This is a genomic window from Nocardioides insulae DSM 17944 (genome assembly GCF_000422825.1).
Lineage (GTDB): Bacteria > Actinomycetota > Actinomycetes > Propionibacteriales > Nocardioidaceae > Nocardioides > Nocardioides insulae.
Map to the genome: position 1 here is coordinate 236069 of NZ_KE383928.1, position 19778 is coordinate 255846.

The 19778-nt window shown below is 72.0% G+C and carries 20 protein-coding genes; 15 read left to right on the plus strand and 5 right to left on the minus strand.

All coding sequences use genetic code 11. From position 1 onward, the window contains the following. The first annotated feature begins 137 nt into the window (after positions 1-137). Entirely contained in the window at positions 138-1358 is a 1221-nt protein-coding gene (locus G515_RS0111305) for an amidohydrolase (protein WP_051218281.1), read from the plus strand. Between the two features lie 186 nt (positions 1359-1544). Next, positions 1545-1982 carry a hypothetical protein gene (locus G515_RS0111310; RefSeq protein WP_157571084.1) on the plus strand — a complete coding sequence of 146 codons (438 nt, stop codon included), beginning with the start codon at positions 1545-1547 and terminating at the stop codon, positions 1980-1982. Positions 1983-2021: 39 nt separating this feature from the next. Here G515_RS0111310 and G515_RS0111315 read toward each other — a convergent pair whose 3' ends face one another. Beyond that, a complete protein-coding gene (locus G515_RS0111315) occupies positions 2022-2507 on the minus strand; it encodes a VTT domain-containing protein (RefSeq protein WP_036555431.1) in 486 nt (161 codons plus the stop codon). Between the two features lie 165 nt (positions 2508-2672). Here G515_RS0111315 and G515_RS0111320 point away from each other — a divergent pair, with 165 nt between their 5' ends. The 5 genes from G515_RS0111320 to G515_RS20965 all read left to right on the plus strand — a co-directional run bounded on the left by G515_RS0111320 (position 2673) and on the right by G515_RS20965 (position 6362). Then, complete coding sequence (locus G515_RS0111320) at positions 2673-3413, plus strand: VIT1/CCC1 transporter family protein (RefSeq protein WP_028660224.1); 741 nt, start codon at positions 2673-2675, stop codon at positions 3411-3413. A 2-nt stretch (positions 3414-3415) separates the two neighbouring features. Beyond that, positions 3416-3985, plus strand: a complete 570-nt coding sequence (gene thpR, locus G515_RS0111325) for an RNA 2',3'-cyclic phosphodiesterase (protein ID WP_028660225.1) — start codon at positions 3416-3418, stop codon at positions 3983-3985. A gap of 89 nt (positions 3986-4074) precedes the next feature. Continuing rightward, positions 4075-4689: a trimeric intracellular cation channel family protein gene (locus tag G515_RS0111330; protein ID WP_028660226.1), complete on the plus strand. Its 615-nt coding sequence runs from the start codon at positions 4075-4077 to the stop codon at positions 4687-4689. 165 nt (positions 4690-4854) lie between these two features. Then, positions 4855-5211 carry a hypothetical protein gene (locus tag G515_RS20960; RefSeq protein WP_036555433.1) on the plus strand — a complete coding sequence of 119 codons (357 nt, stop codon included), beginning with the start codon at positions 4855-4857 and terminating at the stop codon, positions 5209-5211. Continuing rightward, positions 5208-6362: a YihY/virulence factor BrkB family protein gene (locus G515_RS20965; RefSeq protein WP_245565354.1), complete on the plus strand. Its 1155-nt coding sequence runs from the start codon at positions 5208-5210 to the stop codon at positions 6360-6362. The genes G515_RS20960 and G515_RS20965 overlap by 4 nt, the downstream gene beginning before the upstream one ends. A 20-nt stretch (positions 6363-6382) precedes the next feature. Here G515_RS20965 and pntB read toward each other — a convergent pair whose 3' ends face one another. Beyond that, positions 6383-7807: a Re/Si-specific NAD(P)(+) transhydrogenase subunit beta gene (pntB, locus tag G515_RS0111345; protein WP_028660227.1), complete on the minus strand. Its 1425-nt coding sequence runs from the start codon at positions 7805-7807 to the stop codon at positions 6383-6385. Positions 7808-7814: 7 nt separating this feature from the next. Further along, positions 7815-9347, minus strand: coding sequence for a Re/Si-specific NAD(P)(+) transhydrogenase subunit alpha (locus G515_RS0111350; protein WP_028660228.1), 1533 nt, complete (start codon positions 9345-9347; stop codon positions 7815-7817). 273 nt (positions 9348-9620) lie between these two features. On the opposite strand from G515_RS0111350, the gene G515_RS20970 reads away from it, so the two are divergent. From G515_RS20970 to G515_RS20980, 4 genes are read left to right on the plus strand one after another with little or no spacing between them, the layout of a single operon-like run. Beyond that, on the plus strand, positions 9621-11267 hold the full coding sequence (locus G515_RS20970) for an ATP-binding cassette domain-containing protein (RefSeq protein ID WP_036555435.1): 1647 nt from the start codon (positions 9621-9623) through the stop codon (positions 11265-11267). Beyond that, on the plus strand, positions 11260-12963 hold the full coding sequence (locus tag G515_RS0111360) for an ABC transporter ATP-binding protein (RefSeq protein ID WP_028660229.1): 1704 nt from the start codon (positions 11260-11262) through the stop codon (positions 12961-12963). The genes G515_RS20970 and G515_RS0111360 overlap by 8 nt, the downstream gene beginning before the upstream one ends. A 41-nt stretch (positions 12964-13004) precedes the next feature. Then, positions 13005-13790: a helix-turn-helix transcriptional regulator gene (locus G515_RS20975; protein ID WP_084653464.1), complete on the plus strand. Its 786-nt coding sequence runs from the start codon at positions 13005-13007 to the stop codon at positions 13788-13790. Next, on the plus strand, positions 13783-14166 hold the full coding sequence (locus G515_RS20980) for a cupin domain-containing protein (RefSeq protein ID WP_051218283.1): 384 nt from the start codon (positions 13783-13785) through the stop codon (positions 14164-14166). Before G515_RS20975 ends, G515_RS20980 begins: the two co-directional genes overlap by 8 nt. Positions 14167-14312: 146 nt before the next feature. Here the strand turns inward: G515_RS20980 and G515_RS22715 are convergent, their stop codons facing one another. Further along, positions 14313-15281, minus strand: coding sequence for an ABC transporter substrate-binding protein (locus tag G515_RS22715; protein ID WP_028660230.1), 969 nt, complete (start codon positions 15279-15281; stop codon positions 14313-14315). A gap of 59 nt (positions 15282-15340) precedes the next feature. Here G515_RS22715 and G515_RS0111380 point away from each other — a divergent pair, with 59 nt between their 5' ends. The 3 genes from G515_RS0111380 to G515_RS0111390 are packed head-to-tail and all read left to right on the plus strand — an operon-like array spanning position 15341 to position 18235. Further along, the gene (locus G515_RS0111380; protein ID WP_028660231.1) at positions 15341-16357 is read left to right on the plus strand and encodes a FecCD family ABC transporter permease; all 1017 of its coding nucleotides are present in this window, start codon (positions 15341-15343) and stop codon (positions 16355-16357) included. Further along, complete coding sequence (locus G515_RS20990) at positions 16354-17430, plus strand: FecCD family ABC transporter permease (RefSeq protein ID WP_211221019.1); 1077 nt, start codon at positions 16354-16356, stop codon at positions 17428-17430. Before G515_RS0111380 ends, G515_RS20990 begins: the two co-directional genes overlap by 4 nt. Next, positions 17423-18235, plus strand: coding sequence for an ABC transporter ATP-binding protein (locus G515_RS0111390; RefSeq protein WP_028660232.1), 813 nt, complete (start codon positions 17423-17425; stop codon positions 18233-18235). Before G515_RS20990 ends, G515_RS0111390 begins: the two co-directional genes overlap by 8 nt. 21 nt (positions 18236-18256) lie before the next feature. On the opposite strand, the gene G515_RS0111395 is transcribed toward G515_RS0111390, so the two are convergent. Then, positions 18257-18829, minus strand: coding sequence for a helix-turn-helix domain-containing protein (locus G515_RS0111395; RefSeq protein ID WP_028660233.1), 573 nt, complete (start codon positions 18827-18829; stop codon positions 18257-18259). Between the two features lie 113 nt (positions 18830-18942). On the opposite strand from G515_RS0111395, the gene G515_RS0111400 reads away from it, so the two are divergent. Beyond that, complete coding sequence (locus tag G515_RS0111400; RefSeq protein WP_028660234.1) at positions 18943-19686, plus strand: class I SAM-dependent methyltransferase; 744 nt, start codon at positions 18943-18945, stop codon at positions 19684-19686. The last annotated feature ends 92 nt before the right edge of the window (positions 19687-19778 follow it).

The window sequence follows — 19778 nt, forward strand, 5'->3', positions numbered from 1 at the left end:
GAGGGTGCGGTGACGGTCCGTGTCCATCGACAGCCGGCACGGACGGTTCTACTGTCGAGAGGTCAGCACGGCTTCGAGGGCGGCGATGCGGTGCCCGGGGGCCGATTGTTCCGGTGGCGCCAGCAGGGGAACAGTTCATGACCGGTGTCTTCGAGGTGTTGGAGGGCCTGCCGGCGATCCGCGCCTGGCAGGAAGAGGTGTACGTCGATCTGCATCAGCACCCGGAGCTGAGCTCGCACGAGACCCGCACCGCGGACGTGGTGGCGGGCCACCTCACCGAGTTCGGCTACCAGGTGCACCGGATCGGCGGGGGTGTCGTCGGCGTCCTGACGCAGGGGGAGGGCCCGTGCGTTCTGTTCCGAGCCGACATGGACGCACTCCCGGTGACCGAGCAGACCGGCCTCCCGTACGCCTCCACGGTCACTGCCACCGACGGGGAGGGCAACACCGTCGGCGTCATGCACGCCTGCGGGCACGACGTACATGTGACCTCGCTGCTCAGCGCCGCCCGACTGCTCGCCGAGTCCCGTGACTCCTGGGCCGGCACCTTCCTCGCGCTGTTCCAACCTGCGGAGGAGACCGCCGCGGGCGCACGGGCGATGGTCGACGACGAACTCGTGGCGAGGCTGCCGCGCCCCGATGTGGCGCTGGCCCAGCACGTGCTGGGCAGTGTGGCGGGCACGGTGGACACCCGGTCCGGTCCGGTGCTGTCGTGTGCCGACAGCATCCGCATCACCGTGCACGGCGCCGGTTCCCACGGCGCGATGCCCAATCTCGGGGTCGACCCGGTCGTGGTCGCGGCGGCGATCGTGATGCGGCTCCAGGGGATCGTGTCGCGCGAGCTCCCACCGGGCGAGCGGGCGGTCGTCACCGTCGGCGCGATCCGTGCCGGGACGAAGAGCAACATCATCTCCGACCGCGCGGAGCTGCTGCTCAACACCAGGGCCTACTCCGAGGAGATCCGCCTGCAGATCCGCGCGGCGATCGAGCGGATCGTGCGCGGTGAATGCGTCACGTCGGGCTGCCCGAGCGAGCCGGAGTTCGAGTACTACGACCAGTTCCCGCTGACCATCAACGACGCGGTCACGACCGAGAGGGTCGACGCCGCGCTACGCCGGCATTTCGGCGAGGATCGCGTCGGTGAGATGGCGCCCGTCCCGGCGAGCGAGGACTTCAGCCGGATCCCGGACGCGTTCGGCGTCCCGTACACGTTCTGGGGACTGGGCGGCTATCCGGAGGGTGTGACGGCGCCCGGCAACCACTCGCCCTTCTTCGCACCGGTTCAGCAGCCCACCCTGGCCACCGGCGCCGAGGCGATCGTCGTCGGCGTCCTGGCCTACCTCGGCCAGGAGGCATGATGAGTGCTGCCGCAGTATCACCCCAGCGCCTTGCGGCGGAGGGCGCAGCGAGCGCGTTCGAGTAGGCGCTCGGAGCTCAACGGACCGATTCCGCCCCACCTCGTCCTGCGCGAGTCCGTGCCGCCCCCGGACGCAGGAGTGCGCGAACGGCGGCGGAGACGCCCGGTGTCGGGCACAATCACCCACGTGAACGACCACGCCGACGTCGCGGCCGCCCAGCCCGGGGTCGCACGGCCGCGGCTCGACCGGACGGTGCTCCTCGGCAACGTGATCGCGGGAGCCGTGTGGCTGGCGGTGCCGGCGCTCTCCGGCAGCTGGATCCTGGCCCTCGTCGCGATGGCCTACGTCGTCCCGGCCAGTGTCTTCCAGGCCGTGATCTACGGCCGCGAGTCGCTCTCGGTGCGCCAGGAGCTGCTGGCGTGGGTAGCGCCCTGGCTGGCGGGGGTGGCGATCTGCACCTGGCTGGTGTCCGGGTCCGGGGGTGAAGGCTCGACCCTGCTGTCGCTCTGGTTCGGGCTGGTCCTCGGCACCGTGGGCTACCTGGCGTGGCAGTTCCTGGCCCTGGCCGTGCGACAGTTCCTGACCTGGCGGGCGGGAGCGGCCCCGGACCGGTCCTGCCCGTAGCTGCTGCCGGGCTCTGGCAGGTGGACACCTCGCGACCGGTCAGTCTGCTGGCGTGTCCTGGCGGGTGCGGGCGGTGGTGCGGCGTACGGCGATGCCGGCCAGTGCGGCGACGGCGGCGGCCGCCAGGAGCACGATGCCCCACCAGGAGGTGACCTCGCGGCCGAGCGCGGCGTAGAAGGCCGAGAGACCGATCGTGGTCCAGACCAGAGCCCAGGCGGCGCAGCCGGGAACCATCGCGATCAGGTAGCGGCGGAAGGGCATCCGCGCCACCCCGGCGCCGGCGTTGACCGCTGTCTGGGCGCCCACGGTCAGGAACGAGACCGTCACCGCAGGTGCCCCCCAACGCTGGACCAGGCGCAGGCCACGGTTGGCGGTCTCACCGCTGAGCCAGCGGTGCACCCGCGCGCGCCAGCCGGTGGTGGGGCTGGTGTGCAGGAGGGTCTGGTTGGTGACGACCCGGGCGACCCAGTAGGTGGCCTGGGCGCGGGCCAGCACGACGCAGAAGAAGAACAACCACGTCCACATCAGCGTCCCTCGCGTCGCCTCGCCCACTACCGACCGCCAAGGTTAGGCGATCCTATTCTTGCTCACCCATTCCGGTGCTGCACGGTCGAGTGGGTCAGCGCGACTCCCTTGAGCACCCCCAGGCGGGGCGCGCCCGGCCGGGGCTGGACGCCGTAGGTTGAGCCCATGAGCTCGGAGTCCGCAGGCAGCGACACCCAGGCCGGGCATCCGGGGGAGCCTCATGCCCAAGAGGGGCTCGGGAACCGACTGAACTGGCTGCGGGCCGGCGTCCTCGGAGCCAACGACGGGATCGTGTCGGTGGCCGGCATCGTGATGGGGGTCGCCGGCGCCACCACCGAGCGCGGCCCGATCCTGATCGCGGGTGTCGCCGGGCTGGTGGCGGGGGCGCTGTCGATGGCGGCGGGAGAGTACGTCTCGGTCTCCACCCAGCGCGACGCCGAGCTCTCCCTCCTCGACCAGGAGCGGCAGGAGCTCGAGGAGATGCCGGAGGAGGAGTACGACGAACTCGCCGGACTGCTCGAGGGCAAGGGCCTCTCCCCGGAGCTGGCCCGCGAGGTCGCCACCGAGCTGACCGAGCACGACGCCTTCAGCGCGCACGCCGAGATCGAGCTGGGCATCGACCCGGACGACATCACCAACCCGTGGCAGGCCGCGCTGGCCTCGATGCTGGCCTTCACCGTCGGGGCCCTGCTGCCGACGCTGACCATCCTGCTGCCCGTCCACCACCGCCTCTGGGTGACCGTGGTCGCGGTGGTGGCGGCGCTGGCGTGCACCGGCTGGATCAGCGCCCGCCTCGGGTACGCCGACCCCCGCCGGGCCGTGCTGCGCAATGTCGCCGGCGGGTTCTTCGCGATGCTGGTCACCTTCCTGGTCGGCTCGGCGCTGGGTGGGGCCGGGGTGGTGTGAGGATGCGGGCCTTCGTCGCGCTGGTGCCGCCGGAGCCGGCGATCGAGGATCTGGACGACTTCCTGGAGCCGCGCCGGGAGGCGGCGGACTTCCGCTGGAGCGCGCGCGACCAGTTGCATGTGACGCTCGCCTTCGCCGCCGACGTACCGGATCGTGCGCTGGACGAATGGATGGAGCGGCTGGAGCGGGCGGCACATCGCCGTACTCCCTTCGACGTGGCGCTCGCGGGTGGGGGTGCCTTCCCGGACCCGGCTCGCGGCCGGGTGCTGTGGGCCGGTCTGGATCTCGGCCCCGAGGCGGTCACCGAACTCGACCGGCTCGTCACCGGCGCCCGGGCGGCGACCTCGAAGAGCGGGATCGACGTGGTCGGCCGGCGGTTCCGTCCTCACCTCACCCTCGCCCGGGTGCGGCACCCCCAGGAGCTGAGCAACTGGGTCCGACTGCTCGACGGTTACCGCGGCCCGGCCTGGACCGCCGACCGCGTCACCCTGATCGCCTCGCACCTGGGGGAGGGGCCGCGCGGCCGGCCCCGCTATCAGACGATGGCGGATTTCGCGCTCGGCGAGGCATGACGCGGCGGGGCTCGGCACTACCCTGATCCGGTGCCCAGGGAACGCCTCGTCGCGGTGAATCTCTCCGACCGTCACGAGGACGGCGAGCGATGCTGCTGATCCTCGACCTCCTCGGCCTCTCGGTCTTCGCGGTCTCCGGCGCCCTGGTGGCGGTACGTCGCCGGCTCGATGTCATCGGGGTGCTGGTGCTGGCGATCGTGACCGGTCTCGGTGGCGGGTGCGTGCGCGACGTACTCATCGGTGCGACCCCGCCGGCCGGTCTGGCCGACTGGCGCTATCTGGTCACGGCGGTGATCGCGGGCCTGATCGTCTTCAGGTACCACCCCGCGCTGGGCCGGATGGACACGCTGATCAATGTGTTCGACGCCTTCGGGCTCGGTCTGTTCTGCGTCAGCGGGGCGCTCAAGGCCACCGAGTACGGTCTCGGCCCCATGCCGGCGGCGCTGCTGGGCGTGGTCACCGGTGTCGGCGGCGGCATGATGCGCGATGTCCTCGCGGGGCGGGTGCCCGTGGTCATCAGCACCGGTGAGCTGTACGCCATCCCGGCCACCCTCGGGGCGGCGCTCACGGTGGTGGGGGCCCAGACCGAGTTGCCCACCCTGATGTTCGCCCTGCCCGCCGCCTTCCTCACCATCGCCTGGCGGCTCGGCGCGATCTGGCGCGGTTGGACCGTGCCACTGCCGAAGCTCTCCGAGGACCACTGACCGTCGCTCGCGCACTCCCCGCCCCCTCCCGGTGGGTCGCGCCCCGGCCGGGCGCATGAGCGGGGAACGCCTGGGCACTAGGAGTGCAGCGGCGTAGGCTGACGGGTTGGTGGCAACTCGACGATCGTGACGTGAACAGTCGGATTCGAGTCGGAGGAGGCCCTCATGGCCGGGAAACTGTGGTTCCTCGTGGGTGTCGGAGCCGGGTACGTGCTCGGCGCCCGAGCGGGTCGGGCACGCTACGAGCAGATCGCCGCGAAGGCGCAGGGGGTGTGGCACGACCCTCGGGTGCAGGACAAGACCGAACACGCCCAGCAGGTCGTGAAGGACAAGGGTGCTGCCGCCGCAGCGGTGGTCGCTGAGAAGGCGGCCGAGGCAGGGGCAAAGGTCGCGGAGAAGGTGAAGGAGAAGGTCTCCCCTGAGGAGACCGGCGAGACCGACCCGACCCGCGCACCGGACCCGCTCACCACGCCCGGCGCCGCGGCCCCGGGCGAGGGCCCCACCAGTCAGGCCGGACCGTGAGCGACGCACCGACCAGGCCGGGATCCCGGGAGGGTGCTCCCGGGGGAGGCGCTGGCTCGGCGGGTGCCGACGGATCGGATGCCGCCGCGCCCGACGCCGGCGAGGAAGCGGATTCGACCCTGCAACTGACCAAGCGGTCCTGGCTCTATGTCGCTCGCAAGACGATGCGCGAGTTCGGCGAGGACCAGTGCACCGACCTCGCCGCCGCGCTCACCTACTACTCCGTGCTGGCGATGTTCCCGGCCGCGATCGCGACCCTGTCACTGGTCGGACTGGTCGGCAACCCCGAGCGGACCGTCGACACGATGGGACAGATCCTGCGGGATCTGGGCGCGTCGAGCGCCGCCGAGACCCTCGAACCGACACTGACCAGGCTCAGCCAGAACCAGAGCGCGGGCCTGGGCTTCATCATCGGACTCGCGCTCGCGGTGTGGTCGGCGTCCGGCTACGTCAGCGCGTTCGGGCGCGGGATGAACCGTGTCTACGACGTCGAGGAGGGGCGACCCGTCTGGAAGTTCCGCCCGGTGATGCTGGTCGTCACCCTGATCACGCTGGTGTTGACCGCGCTGGTCGCGCTCAGCCTGGTCCTGACCGGCCCCGCCGCCCGGGCCGTCGGCGACGTGATCGGCCTCGGGGACACGGCGGTGACCGTCTGGCGGTTCGCGAAGTGGCCGGTGATGCTCCTCGTGGTCATCATCATCGTGGCGCTGCTCTATTACGCCACGCCCAACGTCAAGCAATCGAAGTTCCGGTGGATCTCGGTCGGCTCGGTGGTCGCGATCCTGACCTGGATCGTGGCCTCGGCCCTGTTCGGCTTCTATGTCGCGAACTTCTCCAGCTACGACCGCACCTACGGTTCCCTGGCGGGCGTGATCGCCTTCCTGCTGTGGCTGTGGATCACCAACCTCGCACTGCTCTTCGGGGCCGAACTCGACGCCGAGCTCGAGCGGAGCCGGCAACTCCAGGCCGGTCTGCCGGCCGAGGAGTTCATCCAGCTCCCGCCGCGGGACACCAAGAAGAGCGAGAAGGCCGCCCGGAAGCGGGAGGAGGACATCGCCCAGGGCAAGGCCCTTCGCCTGACCCACGGTGAGACCACCGACCTGGACGAGGCCACCAGCGGGGCCTCCGATACTGCGCCGGGCAAGACCTGAGCAACCGCGGCCCCGCTCCCTCAGGGCAGGTGGCGGAGGATGTCCTCGACCCGTTCCTTGGCGTCGCCGAAGAGCATCCGGGAGTTGTCGCGGAAGAAGAGCGGGTTCTGTACGCCGGCGTACCCGGTGGCCATCGAGCGCTTGAAGACGATCACCTCGCCGGCCTCCCACACCCGCAGCACCGGCATGCCGGCGATGGGGGAGCCGGGGTCCTCGGCGGCAGCGGGGTTGACGGTGTCGTTGGCGCCGATGACCAGGACGACGTCGGTCTCGGCGAGGTCGTCGTTGATCTCGTCGAGCTCGAGGACGATGTCGTAGGGCACCTTGGCCTCGGCGAGCAGCACGTTCATGTGGCCGGGCAGGCGGCCGGCGACCGGGTGGATGCCGAAGCGGACCTCGACTCCGCGGGAGCGCAACTGAGCGGTGAGCTCGGCGACGGGGTACTGCGCCTGGGCCACGGCCATGCCGTACCCGGGGGTGATGACCACCGAGGACGCGCCGGCCAGCACTTCGGCGGCCTCCTCGGCACCGATCTCGCGGTGCTCGCCGTGGTCGGCCTCCTCGCCGCTGGGGGCCTCGATGCCGAATCCGCCGGCGATGACGGAGATGAAGGAGCGGTTCATCGCCTTGCACATGATGTAGCTCAGGTAGGCACCGGAGGCGCCGACCAGCGCACCGGTGACGATCAGCAGGTCGTTGTCGAGCAGGAAGCCGGAGGCCGCGGCGGCCCAGCCGGAGTAGCTGTTCAGCATCGACACGACGACCGGCATGTCGCCGCCGCCGATGCTGGCGACCAGGTGCCAGCCGAGCAGCAGGGCCAGGATGGTCACCGCGATGAGCAGCCACAGCGCCGGTGAGATCACGAACCAGACGGTGAGGACGACGAAGGCGGCCAGGGCGCCGAGGTTGAGGTAGTTCTTGCCGGGCAGCACCAGGGGTGCGGAGGAGATCCGGGCGGACAGCTTGAGGAAGGCGACGATCGAGCCGGTGAAGGTGACCGCGCCGATGAACACGCCGATGAACACCTCGGCGCTGTGGATGCCGAGCATGTCGGTACGTCGCAGCAGGATCGCGGCCGGGTGCAGCGGATGGGCCTCGACGTGGAGGTAGCCGTTCCAGCCGACCAGGACCGCGGCCAGACCCACGAAGCTGTGCAGCAGCGCGATCAGTTCGGGCATCCCGGTCATCTCGACGGTGCGCGCACGCTGCAGGCCCACCAGAGCGCCGACGACCATGGCCGCGACCAGCAGCGCGAAGGCTCCGGACCCGAGCCCGTGGTCGAAGGCCAGGGCGATGGTGGCGACCAGGGCGATCGCCATGCCGATCATGCCGAAGGTGTTGCCGGTCCGGGCGGTCTCGTGCCTGGACAGGCCGGCCAGGGCGAGGATGAACAGCAGCCCGGCGACGACGTACGCCGCCGTGCTGGCGGTCTCGATGGTGATCACTTCCGCCTCAGCTCCTGGAGAACATGCCGAGCATCCGCCGGGTCACGGCGAAGCCACCGAAGATGTTGATGCTCGCGACCAGCACGGCGACGAACGCCAGCGCGCTGATCAGCCGGTTGGGGTCGCCGATCTGCAGGATCGCGCCGACCACGATGATCCCGGAGATCGCGTTGGTCACCGACATGAGCGGGGTGTGCAGCGCGTGGTGCACGTGCCCGATGACGTAGAACCCGATCACCACCGCGAGCGCGAAGACGGTCAGGTTGCCCTGGAGCTGGGGCGGGGAGAGGGCGATCAGGGCGAAGAGCGCGGCGGCGGCCACCGAGACCACGGTGACCTTCCCGCTCTCGGTCAGGGCCGGCCTCTTCTCGGCGGGTGCCGCCACGGCTGCGGGAGCAGTGGGGGCCGGGGCCGCGGAGACCTGCACCGGCGGCGGCGGCCACAGGACCTCGCCGGACCGGGTGACGGTGAGCCCACGCTGGACGACGTCCTCGAGGTCGAGGGTGAGCTGACCGTCCTTGCCGGGCGTCAGCAGCGTCATCAGGTTGACCACGTTGGTGCCGTAGAGCTGCGAGGTCTGGGCGGCCAGCCGACCCGGCAGGTCGGTGTAGCCGAGGATGATCACGCCGTTCTCGGTGACGGTCCGCTGCCCGGGGACGGTGAGCTCACAGTTGCCGCCGGTCGCCGCCGCCATGTCGACGATCACGCTGCCCGGCCGCATCGCGGCCACGGTCTCGGCGGTGATCAGCGTCGGGGCGGGACGGCCCGGGATCAGCGCGGTGGTGATCACGATGTCGGCCGCGGTCGCCTCCTCGGCGTACATCACCGCGGTCGCCAGCTCCTGCTCGGCGGTCATCTCCTTGGCGTAGCCGTCGGAGCTGACCTCGGTCTCCATCTCCACGGTCACGAAGTCGCCGCCCATCGAGGCGACCTGCTCGGCCACCTCCGGACGGACGTCGAAGGCGCGGACGATCGCGCCCATCGAACCGGCCGCACCGATCGCGGCCAGTCCCGCGACCCCGGCGCCGACCACGAACACCCGGGCCGGGGGAACCTTGCCCGCCGCGGTGACCTGGCCGGTGAACATCCGGCCGAACTCGTGCGCCGCCTCGACCACCGCGCGGTAGCCGCCGACGTTGGCCATCGAGCTCAGCACGTCCATCGACTGCGCGCGGCTGATCCGCGGCACCGCGTCCAGGGCCAGCGCCGTCACGCCCCGAGCGCCCAGCGACTCGACCAGTTCGGGGCTGCGTGCGGGGGCCATCATCGCGACCACCGTGGCGCCCTCGCGCAGCCGAGCGATCTCGTCCTCGGTCGGTGCATCGATCTTGACCACGACGTCGGCGGCCCAGACCTCCTCGGCCGTGCCGACCCGTCCGCCCGCCTCGAGGTATGCGGCATCCGCCTGGTCGGCGTATCCGCCCGCACCCGACTCCACCACCACGTCGTAGCCGAGTCTGACCAACTTCGCGGTCGTGGCGCCCGTCGCCGCGACCAGGGTCTGTCCCGGCGCGGACTCCTTCGGGATCCCGATCAGCACCGTGCCTCCTTGGCATGTCTCGTCAGCCACCCCGGGCCGGCAGCGTGCGTCGTGCACCGCGTCGGCGTACCGCCGTCGTGCACGCCGTCCTGGCCGACGCGCTCCGAGGTGGGTGGCCTCAACCTACTGACCTGACGACGAACCGGGCAGCGACGTTCATCACGTGGCACATGGGCCCGATCTGTGCAGGTCGGGCCGGATCCGGGCGCTCGCTTCGACCACGCGCGCGCACACAGGTACTGCGCGGGAGCGGATCCTCCTAGCGTCGGGCGCGTGGAGGAACTCACCGGATCACGCCTGTTGCGCAGCTGCCTGCGTCGCGCCCGCGGACGTCTCGGGCTGGGGATGGGGGCCTCCTTCGTGCGGCAACTCGCGTTCCTGGCGCTGCCCTTCATCCTGGGCCGGGCGGTGCAGGAGGTGATCGCGGAGGGGAACCATGACCGGTTGGCCGCCTATCTCCTCGTGCTGGCGGCGGTGGTCGTGGTCGAGTACGTCGGTCTGTGCGGGTGGATGGCGTGGTCGAACCTGGCCGAGGCCCGGCTGGCCGCCCAACTGCGGGAGCAGATGCTGAGCGCGGTCCTCCAGGTCGATGCCGAGGAGCTGGACTCCCGGTCCCAGGGGTACGGCGACCTGCTCTCCCGCGCGGTCGACGACGTGGACACGGTGCTGGTCTGGGTGCACGGCCTGGCCACCTGGGTGGTGATCGGCACCACCGTCGTGGTGCTGGTCCCGGCCCTGGCGGCCATCGACCCCGTCCTCCTCGCCGTCGCCCTCGGGTGTGCCGTGGCCCTCGCCGCGGTCAACATCGTGCTGCCCGCGCGGTTCAGGAGGCGGGTGGGTGCCTTCGCCCGTGCCCAAGGCGCCCGGGCCCGTTCGGTGGAGGAGATGACGGCGGCGCACACCGCCCTGCGTGGCGTCGGCGGTGAGGGCGTTCTGATCGAGCGGCACCTGGCGCGGAGTGCGGAGGTCACCCACCGGATCATGGCCGTGGCCCGGATCCGATCGCTGTGGACCGCGAGCGGCGACGCCGTTCCGCAGGTCGGGATCGCGGTGGGCCTGGCCGTCGGCGGACTCGCCGCGCTCACCGGCCGGATCGACGTCGGCCAGCTCACCACCTTCGCGCTGTGGATGGGCACCGTGCAGTTGGCGACCAACGCGATCGTGCTGCGACTGGGCGACTACGGCGCCGCGCGGGTCAGTGCCGACCGCATCGCCGAGGTCCTCGCCCTCGCGCCCCGGACGAGCGGGCCGTCCGCGACACCCCCGAGCGGGCCGGTCCGCCTCGACCTGGAGGATCTCGCGGTGAACGAGGCCGCTCCGGTCCGGCTCGCCCTCGGACCGGGGGAGTGGGGCCTGCTCACCGGGCCCACCGGGGCGGGGAAGTCCACGATGCTCCGCGCCGTGGCCGGGATGGCGCCCCACCGGGGCCGGGCCCGCTGGCGCGGTACCGCGCTGGCGGAACTGGCCGCGGACACCCGTTTCGACCAGGTCGCGCTGGTGCCGCAGTCGCCCCTGCTCCTGCACGGCACCGTCCGGGAGAACCTGCACCTCGCCGCCGGACCACTCGCCCACGCGGCGCCCTCGGACGAGGAACTGCGGGACGCCTGCCGGGTGGCCGGTTTCGAACCGGTGCTGGAGCGGCTGCCCGACGGCCTCGACACCGTCGTCGGGGAGCGCGGCTCCACCCTCTCCGGAGGTGAGCGGCAGCGGCTCGCACTGGCACGCGCCCTGCTGCGTCGTACGCCTGTGCTCCTGCTCGATGACGTCACCTCCGCCCTCGACACGGCGACGGAGCAACTCGTCCTGGATCGACTGCGCACGGCCACCGCCGACACGGTGGTGCTGTGGACCGGTCACCGCGACGCGGTCCGGGCGCGTGCCGATCACGTCGTGGACCTGGGGGTGGTCGCCCGTGGCTGAGCTCCGCGTGCTCTCCGACAGCCCCGACGAGACCCGGGTGCTACGCCGGGCCGCGCCGTACCTGCGTGGCCACGGCGCGATGCTGACCCTCACCACGCTCGCCACCATCGGCGCGGCGGGGTCGCGGATCCTCGGGTTCGCGCTGGTGGGAGTCATCACCGACGCCGTCCTCGCCGAGGACCGTGCCCGGCTGCTCCAGGCCGTGGGCGGACTGGCCGTGCTCGTGCTGGCGGGGTTCGCCCTCACCTGGCTGAGCGGGTACCTCGTCGTGCGCGTCGGGGAGGCAGTCGTGCGCGACCTGCGCGAGGAGGCGTTCGAGCGGGTCGCGTCCGCGCCGCTGCGGTTCCTGGAGGCCCACCGGGGCGGCGAGCTGGTACGCCGCCTCACCGGTGAGATCGCCGCCCTGTCGCAGTTCGTCGGTCAGACCCTGCCGGCCTTGGCCAACAGCGCCTTCCTGGTGGTCCTCACCGTGGTGATGCTGCTGGGCTACTCCTGGCCGCTCACTCTCGTGCTGGTCGCCGCGGCCACCATCGGTTCGACCCCCGTCGTTGTCGGCTTCCTCCACAGGGCACCGAGGGCGTTCGCCGAGCGGGCGGCGGCCGAGGCGCAGGTCTCGGCCCGGCTCTCGGAGTCGATTCCGGCCCATGACCAGCTCCGGGCGCTGGGCGCTCGTGAACGCCGGCTGCACCAGCTCGGCGGCGACAACGACCGGCTCCTCGGGGCACGGATCCTGGAGGTCCGCGCCACACTCTGGCTGCTGGCCCTCGACCTGGTCGGCGGGCTCGCGGTCGTGGTCCTCCTGGGTTCGGCGGCGTTGGCCACCGCTGCGGGATGGATCAGCGTCGGCGGAGCGGTCGTCTTCCTTCTCTCGGCACGCCGCGCCTTCGGCAGTGTCGAGCAGTTGGTCGGACAGTTGGGCGACCTCCGTGCTGCCCGCACCCACCTGGCTCGGGTGATCGACCTGACCGACGCCACCGCCCCCGCGACCTCTCCGACCCCCGAGCCGAGGGCCGTGGGGGAGAACGGGTCCGCGGCGACGCTGGTCGCCACCGACGTCGGGTACGCCTACGACCCCGGCACCGCCGTCCTGCACGGGGTGGACCTCACCGTTCGCTCCGGGGAGCGGGTCGCACTGGTCGGCGCGACCGGATCGGGCAAGACCACTCTCGGCAAGCTCCTGGCCGGGCTGTACCGCCCGGACTCCGGCGACGTGCGGCTCGGCGGCGTACCGCTGTCTCGGTGGGATCCGGCGGCGCTGCGGCGCGAGGTCGTCTTCGTGCCGCAGGAGGTGACGCTGGTCAGCGGGACGGTGGCCGACAACCTGATGATGGTCCCGGTCGACCTGGAGCCAGACCCGCGGCGCACGATGGCGGCGGCCGCCGCCTCGCTGGGGCTGGACGGTTGGCTGGAGTCGCTGCCGGAGGGCCTGGATACGCCGGTGGGTGATCACGGCACCCGGATCTCGGCGGGCGAGCGCCAGTTGGTCGCCCTGGTGCGGGCGGCGCTGCTGGATCCCGCGGTGCTCGTGCTGGACGAGGCGACCGCGGACGTCGACCCGGGCACGGCTGCCAGTGTCGAGGACGCGCTGAGCCGGGCCGCGCGCGGGCGCGCCGTCGTGGTGATCGCACACCGCCCCGACACCGTGGGCCGGGCCGACCGCAGTGTCGAGATGATGGGCGGGGTGGTGCGGCACTGAACCTCGGGCCGCTGGGCGACCCGGCTAGTTAGGGTTGCCTCATGTTCCTCGATCCGGGTGGCAGTTCCGTGGGCGGCGCCGCATCGACTGCCGCGGCCGTCGAGCCGGCCTTCGGTGCCTGGGGACACGACCCACACGTCCACGACTGCCACCTGCTCCTGTACACGCCGATCGGCCACGCCGTCGTCGAGGCCGAGGGGGTGGCCCATCACCTCAGCGCCACCGTGGCACTGTGGCTGCCCGCGGGTGTCTGGCACAGCGCCCGGTTCGACGCCGACTGCCTGGTCGAGGCGGTCCCGTTCGACGTCGTCCGCTTCCCGCGTCCCCCGGAGCCGGCGCGGCAGCTGCTGGTCGGTGAGGACCGGCGCCGACTGCTGCTCGCCTGGCTGCGGACGGCCGGCCGCCGGCCCCGGCTGCCCTCGGGGTTGTACGACGCGTTCCTGGGCGACCCTCCGGAGCAGGCCGGTCTGCCCCTTCCCGACCCGCAGTCGCCCGCGGTCTGCGAGGTCGCCGCAGGTCTGCGCGATCGACCCTGCGACCAGCGCACCGCCCAGGAGTGGGCCGACTCGCTCTTCGTCAGCTCCACCACCCTCCGCCGCGGATTCGTGGCGGAGACGGGACTCACCTTCTCCGAGTGGCGCACCAGGGCCCGCCTCAACGCCTCGCTGCCCCTGCTCGCCTCGGGACTGCTGGTCTCCGCGGTCGCCCACCGCGTCGGGTTCGCCAGCGCCAACGGCTACATCCTCGCCTTCCGCACGCGTTTCGGGCAGACCCCGAAGGCGTTCGCCACCGACCGCCGGGCGCTGTCACCCTGGAGGGGTGTCTGAGCTGCCGCGTCCCGTCCGCATCTTCACCCCTTCCGATCTGGTCTCCGCCGACCCGACGCCCGGCATGGACCGGGCACGCGCCTTCGAGTTGCCGTTGCTCTGGGCCGGCCAGGTGCTCACCGAGCCCGGAGCCGTCTCCGGGTGGCACCACCACGAGCGCAACGAGTCGAGCCTGTACGTCGTGCGCGGCGTGCTGCGGCTGGAGTTCGAGGGCTTCGAGGGCTATCTGGACGCCGGCCCCGGCGACTTCGTCCATGTCCCGGCCTGGACGGTGCATCGGGAGTCGAACCCCAGCAGCGAGCCGTCGCTGGCGGTGATCGCCCGCGTGGGTGGCGGCGTCCCGACGGTGAACGTGGACGCTCCACCCCGGGGCTGAGCGGTGCCGTCTCGCCCCGGGCGGCATCCCCGCCCCTCTCGGTCACGCGGCGGGGTCGGCCTCGTGGATGAGCTGCACCAGAGCGTCGGGCCCGGGCGCCGAATGTGAGGTTCGGTGCCCGGGCCCGGTCACGCCGGAAGGATGGGTCAGGGCCGGTAGTTCTCCGCCGCCTCGGTGAGATCCTCGACCTGGAGGTCGGCGGCCGCGAAGGTGTAGATGGTCCCGGAGGTCAGCGGGAACACGTTGCCCTTCTTCGCCGCGGGCAGGCGCTTGAACGACGCCGTGTCGAGCAGCGCCTGGGTGTCCGGGGTCGCCTCGCCCTCGAGGGTGGCGTCGTAGAAGATGATGTCCTGGTCGGCGAGGTCGGCGATGTTCTCCTGGGACAGTTCCTCGGAGTAGCGCTCGGGGTTGTCGGTGAAGTCCGGGTTGTAGCCGAAGCCGGCGGCGTCGAGTCGCCGCCAGGTCAGCGACTTGGAGGTGTCGACGTAGATCGCGCCCTCGTAGGCGCCCAGCGAGGTGACCTCGAGTCCGCCCACGGTGTCGCCGTACTGCTCGGACACGTCGGCGAGTGCGGCATCCAGCGCGGCGTTCTTCTTCTCGAAGTCGGTGGACTCCCCGACGAGGTCGGCGACGGTCGGGTAGTTGTCCCACACGTCGGTGGGCTCCTTGATGTCGAGGATCACGGTCGGAGCGACCTCGGAGAGCTCGTCGTAGTCGATGCTCAGGCCGCCGTTGTCCATGCCGATGATGAGGTCGGGCTCGAGCTCGATGACCTTCTCCACGTCGACGCCTTCGAAGGTGCCCACGGTCGGGACGTCCTCGTACTCCGCGTAGACGTCGGGGCCGAGCTCCTCGACCAGGAACTCGCCCTCGAGCGAGCCGACCGGCTCCACCCCCATGTCGGCGAGCAGAGACCCGGTCCGCCACAGGGCGACGATCCGTTGCGGGTCGGTGGGCACGTCCTCGACCGTCCCGTTCATGGTGTCCTCCACGGTCCGGGTGTCGGACCCGGACGAGGTGTCGGACTCGGACGCGTCGCTGCCGCCGCAGGCGGCGAGGGTGAGCGCCAGGGTCGAGGCGATGGCGGCGAGCATCAGTCGGGCTGGGCGAGGCACGAGGTCTCCTTCTGGTGGGCGACTCGGGACGACGAGATAGGTAAGGCTAACCTAGCGTCGTGCTTGCTCCAGTCCGCCCCCGACAACGGCGCATCCGGGTGATGGCCGCCTGTGTGGGCGGTTGCCTGGTGCTCGCCGTGCTGCTCAGCCTGGCGTTGGGCAGTCGCGCGATCGCGCCGGGCGAGGTCCTGGGCGCGATCTTCTCCGGCCTCGACTCGGACAACGCCACGGTGATCACGAGCCAGCGCCTGCCCCGGACCATCCTCGGACTCGTCTGCGGGCTGGCGCTCGGAATGGCCGGAGCGCTGATGCAGGGCCACACCCGCAACCCGCTCGCGGATCCCGGACTGTTCGGCGTGAACGGCGGCGCCGGCCTCGGCGTGGCCGTGCTGGTCTTCGGCTTCGGGGTCGCGGCGCCCGAGGCGATCGTGTTCGCCGCGCTCGTCGGAGCCGGCGCGGTGTCGGTCCTGGTCTTCGTGGCGGGACTGGGCGCCCTGCGCGGCGGGGCGCTGGTCCAGTTGGCCGTGGTCGGCACCAGTGTGGCGGCCCTGTGCACCGCGCTGACCTCCGCGCTGGTCCTGCTCGACAAGCAGACCCTCGATGTCCTCCGCTTCTGGGACGCAGGTTCTCTGGCCGCACCGGACCGCTCGGCCTGGGGCCTCGTGATGCCGTTGATGGGGGTCGGGATGGTCCTGGCACTGGCCAACGGGGTGGCCCTGCGGGAACTCGCGCTCGGCGAGGAGGTGGCCCAGGCCCTGGGCACCCGCGTGGCCACCGCTCGGGTGGTGGGGATCGCCGCGATCACCCTGCTCTGCGGCGGCGCGACCGCGCTGTGCGGGCCGTTGGCCTTCATCGGCCTGGTGGCGCCGCACGTCGTACGTCGGGCCTGTGCGCACGACTACCGGTGGCTGGTGCCGCTGGCGGGGTGTGCGGGGGCCGTGCTTCTCCTCCTCGCCGACACCATCGGAAGAGTGGTGAGCCCGCCCGGCGAGCTCGAGGCCGGCATCGTGATGGCGGTCATCGGCGCACCCGTGCTGCTCTCCATCGCGCGTGCGAAGAGGCTGGTGAGCCTGTGAGTGACCAGACGCTCGTCCCTGCCCGACGATCCGCACGGCGCGGCGTCCGGATCGGGCCCGTCGGCCTGGCCGTCCGGCCCTGGCCTGTGGTGGCGACGCTGCTCGGGCTCGCCGTCCTGGTGGTGCTGGTGGTGTTCTCCACCGTCACCGGGACGCTCGACCTGCCGCTCGACCGGGTCTGGGCGGCCCTGACCGGCGCCGGCACCCGCATCGAGGAACTGGTGGTCCTGGATCGCCGATTCGGGCGGGCCATGGTCGCCGTCCTGATCGGGTTCGCGCTCGGCTGCTCCGGGGGGCTCACCCAGTCGATCACCCGCAACCCGATCGCCAGCCCCGACATCCTCGGGGTCAGTGCGGGTGCGGCCGCCACCGCGACGTTCATCCTGACCATCCCGGGTGCGGTCGGGGATGCCACCAGCGCCTCGGCGGTGCTGGTGCCCGCGGCGCTGCTCGGCGGGCTGGTGACCACCGTTCTGATCCTGGCGCTGGGCTGGCGGGGCGGGTTCTCGTGCCTGCGCCTGATCCTGGTCGGCATCGCGGTGAACGCCCTGGCCGCATCCCTCACGACCTGGCTGCTCACCCGAGCCTCGCTCGACAGCGCCGCGGTGGCCAGCCGCTGGCTGGTCGGCAGCCTCGACGGAGTCCGGTACGACGACCTGGCCTGGCTGCTGCCGGTGGTGCTCGTCGGTCTGGCGGCCAGTCTGGTGCTGAGCCGCGACGTCGCGGCTCTGCGGCTGGGCTGGGACATCGCCGGTTCGCTCGGCACGCCGCCCGGCCGCACGGAGGGGCTCGCGCTCGCGGTGGCGGTGGTGCTGGCCGCGACGACGACAGCCCTGGCCGGTCCGATCGGTTTCGTCGCCTTCGTGGCCCCCCAGGCGGCGATGCGCCTGTTCCGCACTGCCGGCCCGCCGCCGCTCGCCGGCGGACTGGTCGGAGCGGTGCTGCTGCTCGCCGCGGACATGGTCGCGCAGCGCCTCCCCGTCCCGCTGCCGGTGGGGGTCGTGACCGCGGTGGTCGGTGCGCCCTGTCTTCTCTATCTCGTCATCCGGAACACCAGGAGGGCCAGTGTCTGAACCAGTCGCCGAGTCCGTGACCGATCTCGTGCTCAGCGCCCACGACATCACCGTCGGGTACGGCGCCGAGCCGGTGCTGCGCGACCTGAGGGTCGATCTGCCGCGGGGCCGGGTCACGACCATCATCGGTCCCAACGGCTGCGGCAAGTCCACCCTGGTGCGGGTGCTGTCCCGGCTGCTGCGGCCGAGCGCGGGCGAGGTCAGGCTGGACGGCGTCCCGCTCCAGACATTCCGCGGTCGTCAGTTGGCCGCCCGGCTCTCGATGCTCCCGCAGAACCCGCTCGCCCCCGAGGGGATGACGGTCGGAGACCTGGTCGCCCGCGGCCGCCAGCCGCACCAGCCCTGGTACCGCCAGTGGTCCCCGGAGGACGAGGAGATCGCGGCCGAGGCCATGCGGCACACCGGTGTCGACGAGTTGGCCGAGTGGCCGTTGGACGAGCTCTCCGGCGGCCAGCGGCAGCGGGCCTGGATCGCGATGACCCTGGCCCAGCAGACCGACCTGATGATCCTGGACGAACCCACCACCCATCTCGACCTGGCGCACGCCGTCGAGGTGCTCGACGTCGTGGTGGGTCTGCGGCGTCACGCCGGCAAGAGCGTCGTCCTGGTCCTGCACGACCTCAGCCTGGCGGCCCGCTACAGCGACCACCTGGTCGTCCTCGACCGAGGCGGGCTGGTCGTCGAAGGGCCTCCGGCCGAGGTGATGACCGAGCCGATGCTGGCCTCGGTCTTCGGGCTGAAGGCCCACGTCTTCCCCGACCCGGTCGCCGGGCTCCCCACGGTGGTGCCGGCCAGTCACGCGTGACCCGCATCCGGGTCGATCACCTCAGCCGCCGGACCGCACGTGCATCCGCTCGCCCTGCGGGCCGAAGAGGGCCAGCACCTCGGTCGGGTGGTCGCCACGGTTGGCGATCACGTGCGGCGTACGCGTGTCGAACTCGACCACCTCTCCCGGCCCCAGGTCGAGCACGCGGGTGCCGAGCACGAGGTGGAGGCTCCCCGACAGGACATAGATCCATTCGTAGCCCTCGTGGACGGCCGGCTGGTACGGCTCGGGCGGGTCGTGCGCCGGAATGACCAGCTTGAACGCCTGGACGCCGCCCGGACGGCGGGTCAGCGGGATGAAGGTGCGGCCGTGCCGCTTGATCGGCTTGGCCCGCACGCGGGGGTCGCCGGTCTCCGGAGCGTCGACGAGTTCGTCGAGCGGCACCTGGTAGGCCCGAGCGAGCGGGAGCAGGAGCTCCAGCGTCGGCCGGCGTCCGCCCGACTCGAGGCGGGACAGCGTGCTCACCGAGATGCCCGTGGAATCGGCCACCTCGGACAGGGTCGCGCCCCGCTCGGCGCGCAGAGCCCGCAGCCGGGGACCGACCTGCTCGAGGGTGTGGGTGACCTCATCCATCCGGCTAGTTTGCCGAAATGGCAACGAAGTTTGTCAAGCGGCGGCGGGTGTCGCACGCTGGAGGTGCAGGACCAGCCGGGCCCGCCGGCTTCGAGATCGAGGAAGGACCGCGAATGAGCGGACACACCCATCAGCGCACCTCTGACCACTCCCATGACCACTCCCATGGTCGGGCCGGGGAGTCCCAGGCCGGACAGCCCGGGCAGCACTCCGGACACGGGCCCAGCGAGGAGGAGGTGGCGGCGCTGTTCGAGCCGCACGGCTGGCAGGAGCGGTACGCCGGCGAGGACCAGATCTGGAGCGGCGACCCGAACCCGCAGCTGGTCACCGAGGCGGCCGGCCTGACTCCGGGCACCGCGCTCGATGTCGGCTGCGGGGAGGGCGGCGACGTGATCTGGCTGGCCCAGCAGGGCTGGCGGGTCACCGGGGCGGACTTCTCCGCGAACGGGCTCGCCCGCGCGGCCCGCCACGCCGAGCAGGCCGGCGTCGCCGAGCGCACCGACTGGTGGGAGGTCGACGCGCGCGACTTCGCCGCGGACGGCCGCACCTTCGACCTGGTCACCACCCACTTCCTGCACCCGCCGAACGGCGGGATGGTGGAGGTGGCCCGGCGACTGACCGAGGCCGTGGCCCCGGGTGGTCACCTGCTGGTGGTCGGACACGCCCCCTCGGAGCTCCACCAGCAGATGGGCGAGCAGCACCGGCGGGCCATGTTCCTCGCCGCGGACCTGCTCCCCGCACTGCCGGAGGACTTCGAGGTGCTCGTCGTCGAGCAGCGACCACGCCGGGTGACCCGCGAAGGCGTCACCATCGACATCGACGACTCCACCCTGCTGGCCCGTCGCCGGTCCGCCTGAGCGCTCGCGCCATCGAACTCCGCCGCGCGGCAGCGTGGCCGGACCCGCCGCGTCAGGCTCCTGCTTTCCGGCGCGGCGGCGGAGACACCACG

Bases quoted from the DNA above. Each gene is read 5' to 3' on its own strand.
- G515_RS0111395 (WP_028660233.1), bottom strand. From the start codon at position 18,829: ATGGATGAGGTCACCCACACCCTCGAGCAGGTCGGTCCCCGGCTGCGG.
- G515_RS20960 (WP_036555433.1), top strand. From the start codon at position 4,855: ATGGCCGGGAAACTGTGGTTCCTCGTGGGTGTCGGAGCCGGGTACGTG.
- G515_RS0111320 (WP_028660224.1), top strand. From the start codon at position 2,673: ATGAGCTCGGAGTCCGCAGGCAGCGACACCCAGGCCGGGCATCCGGGG.
- G515_RS0111305 (WP_051218281.1), top strand. From the start codon at position 138: ATGACCGGTGTCTTCGAGGTGTTGGAGGGCCTGCCGGCGATCCGCGCC.
- G515_RS20975 (WP_084653464.1), top strand. From the start codon at position 13,005: ATGTTCCTCGATCCGGGTGGCAGTTCCGTGGGCGGCGCCGCATCGACT.
- G515_RS0111315 (WP_036555431.1), bottom strand. From the start codon at position 2,507: ATGTGGACGTGGTTGTTCTTCTTCTGCGTCGTGCTGGCCCGCGCCCAG.
- thpR (WP_028660225.1), top strand. From the start codon at position 3,416: ATGCGGGCCTTCGTCGCGCTGGTGCCGCCGGAGCCGGCGATCGAGGAT.
- G515_RS0111330 (WP_028660226.1), top strand. From the start codon at position 4,075: ATGCTGCTGATCCTCGACCTCCTCGGCCTCTCGGTCTTCGCGGTCTCC.
- G515_RS0111400 (WP_028660234.1), top strand. From the start codon at position 18,943: ATGAGCGGACACACCCATCAGCGCACCTCTGACCACTCCCATGACCAC.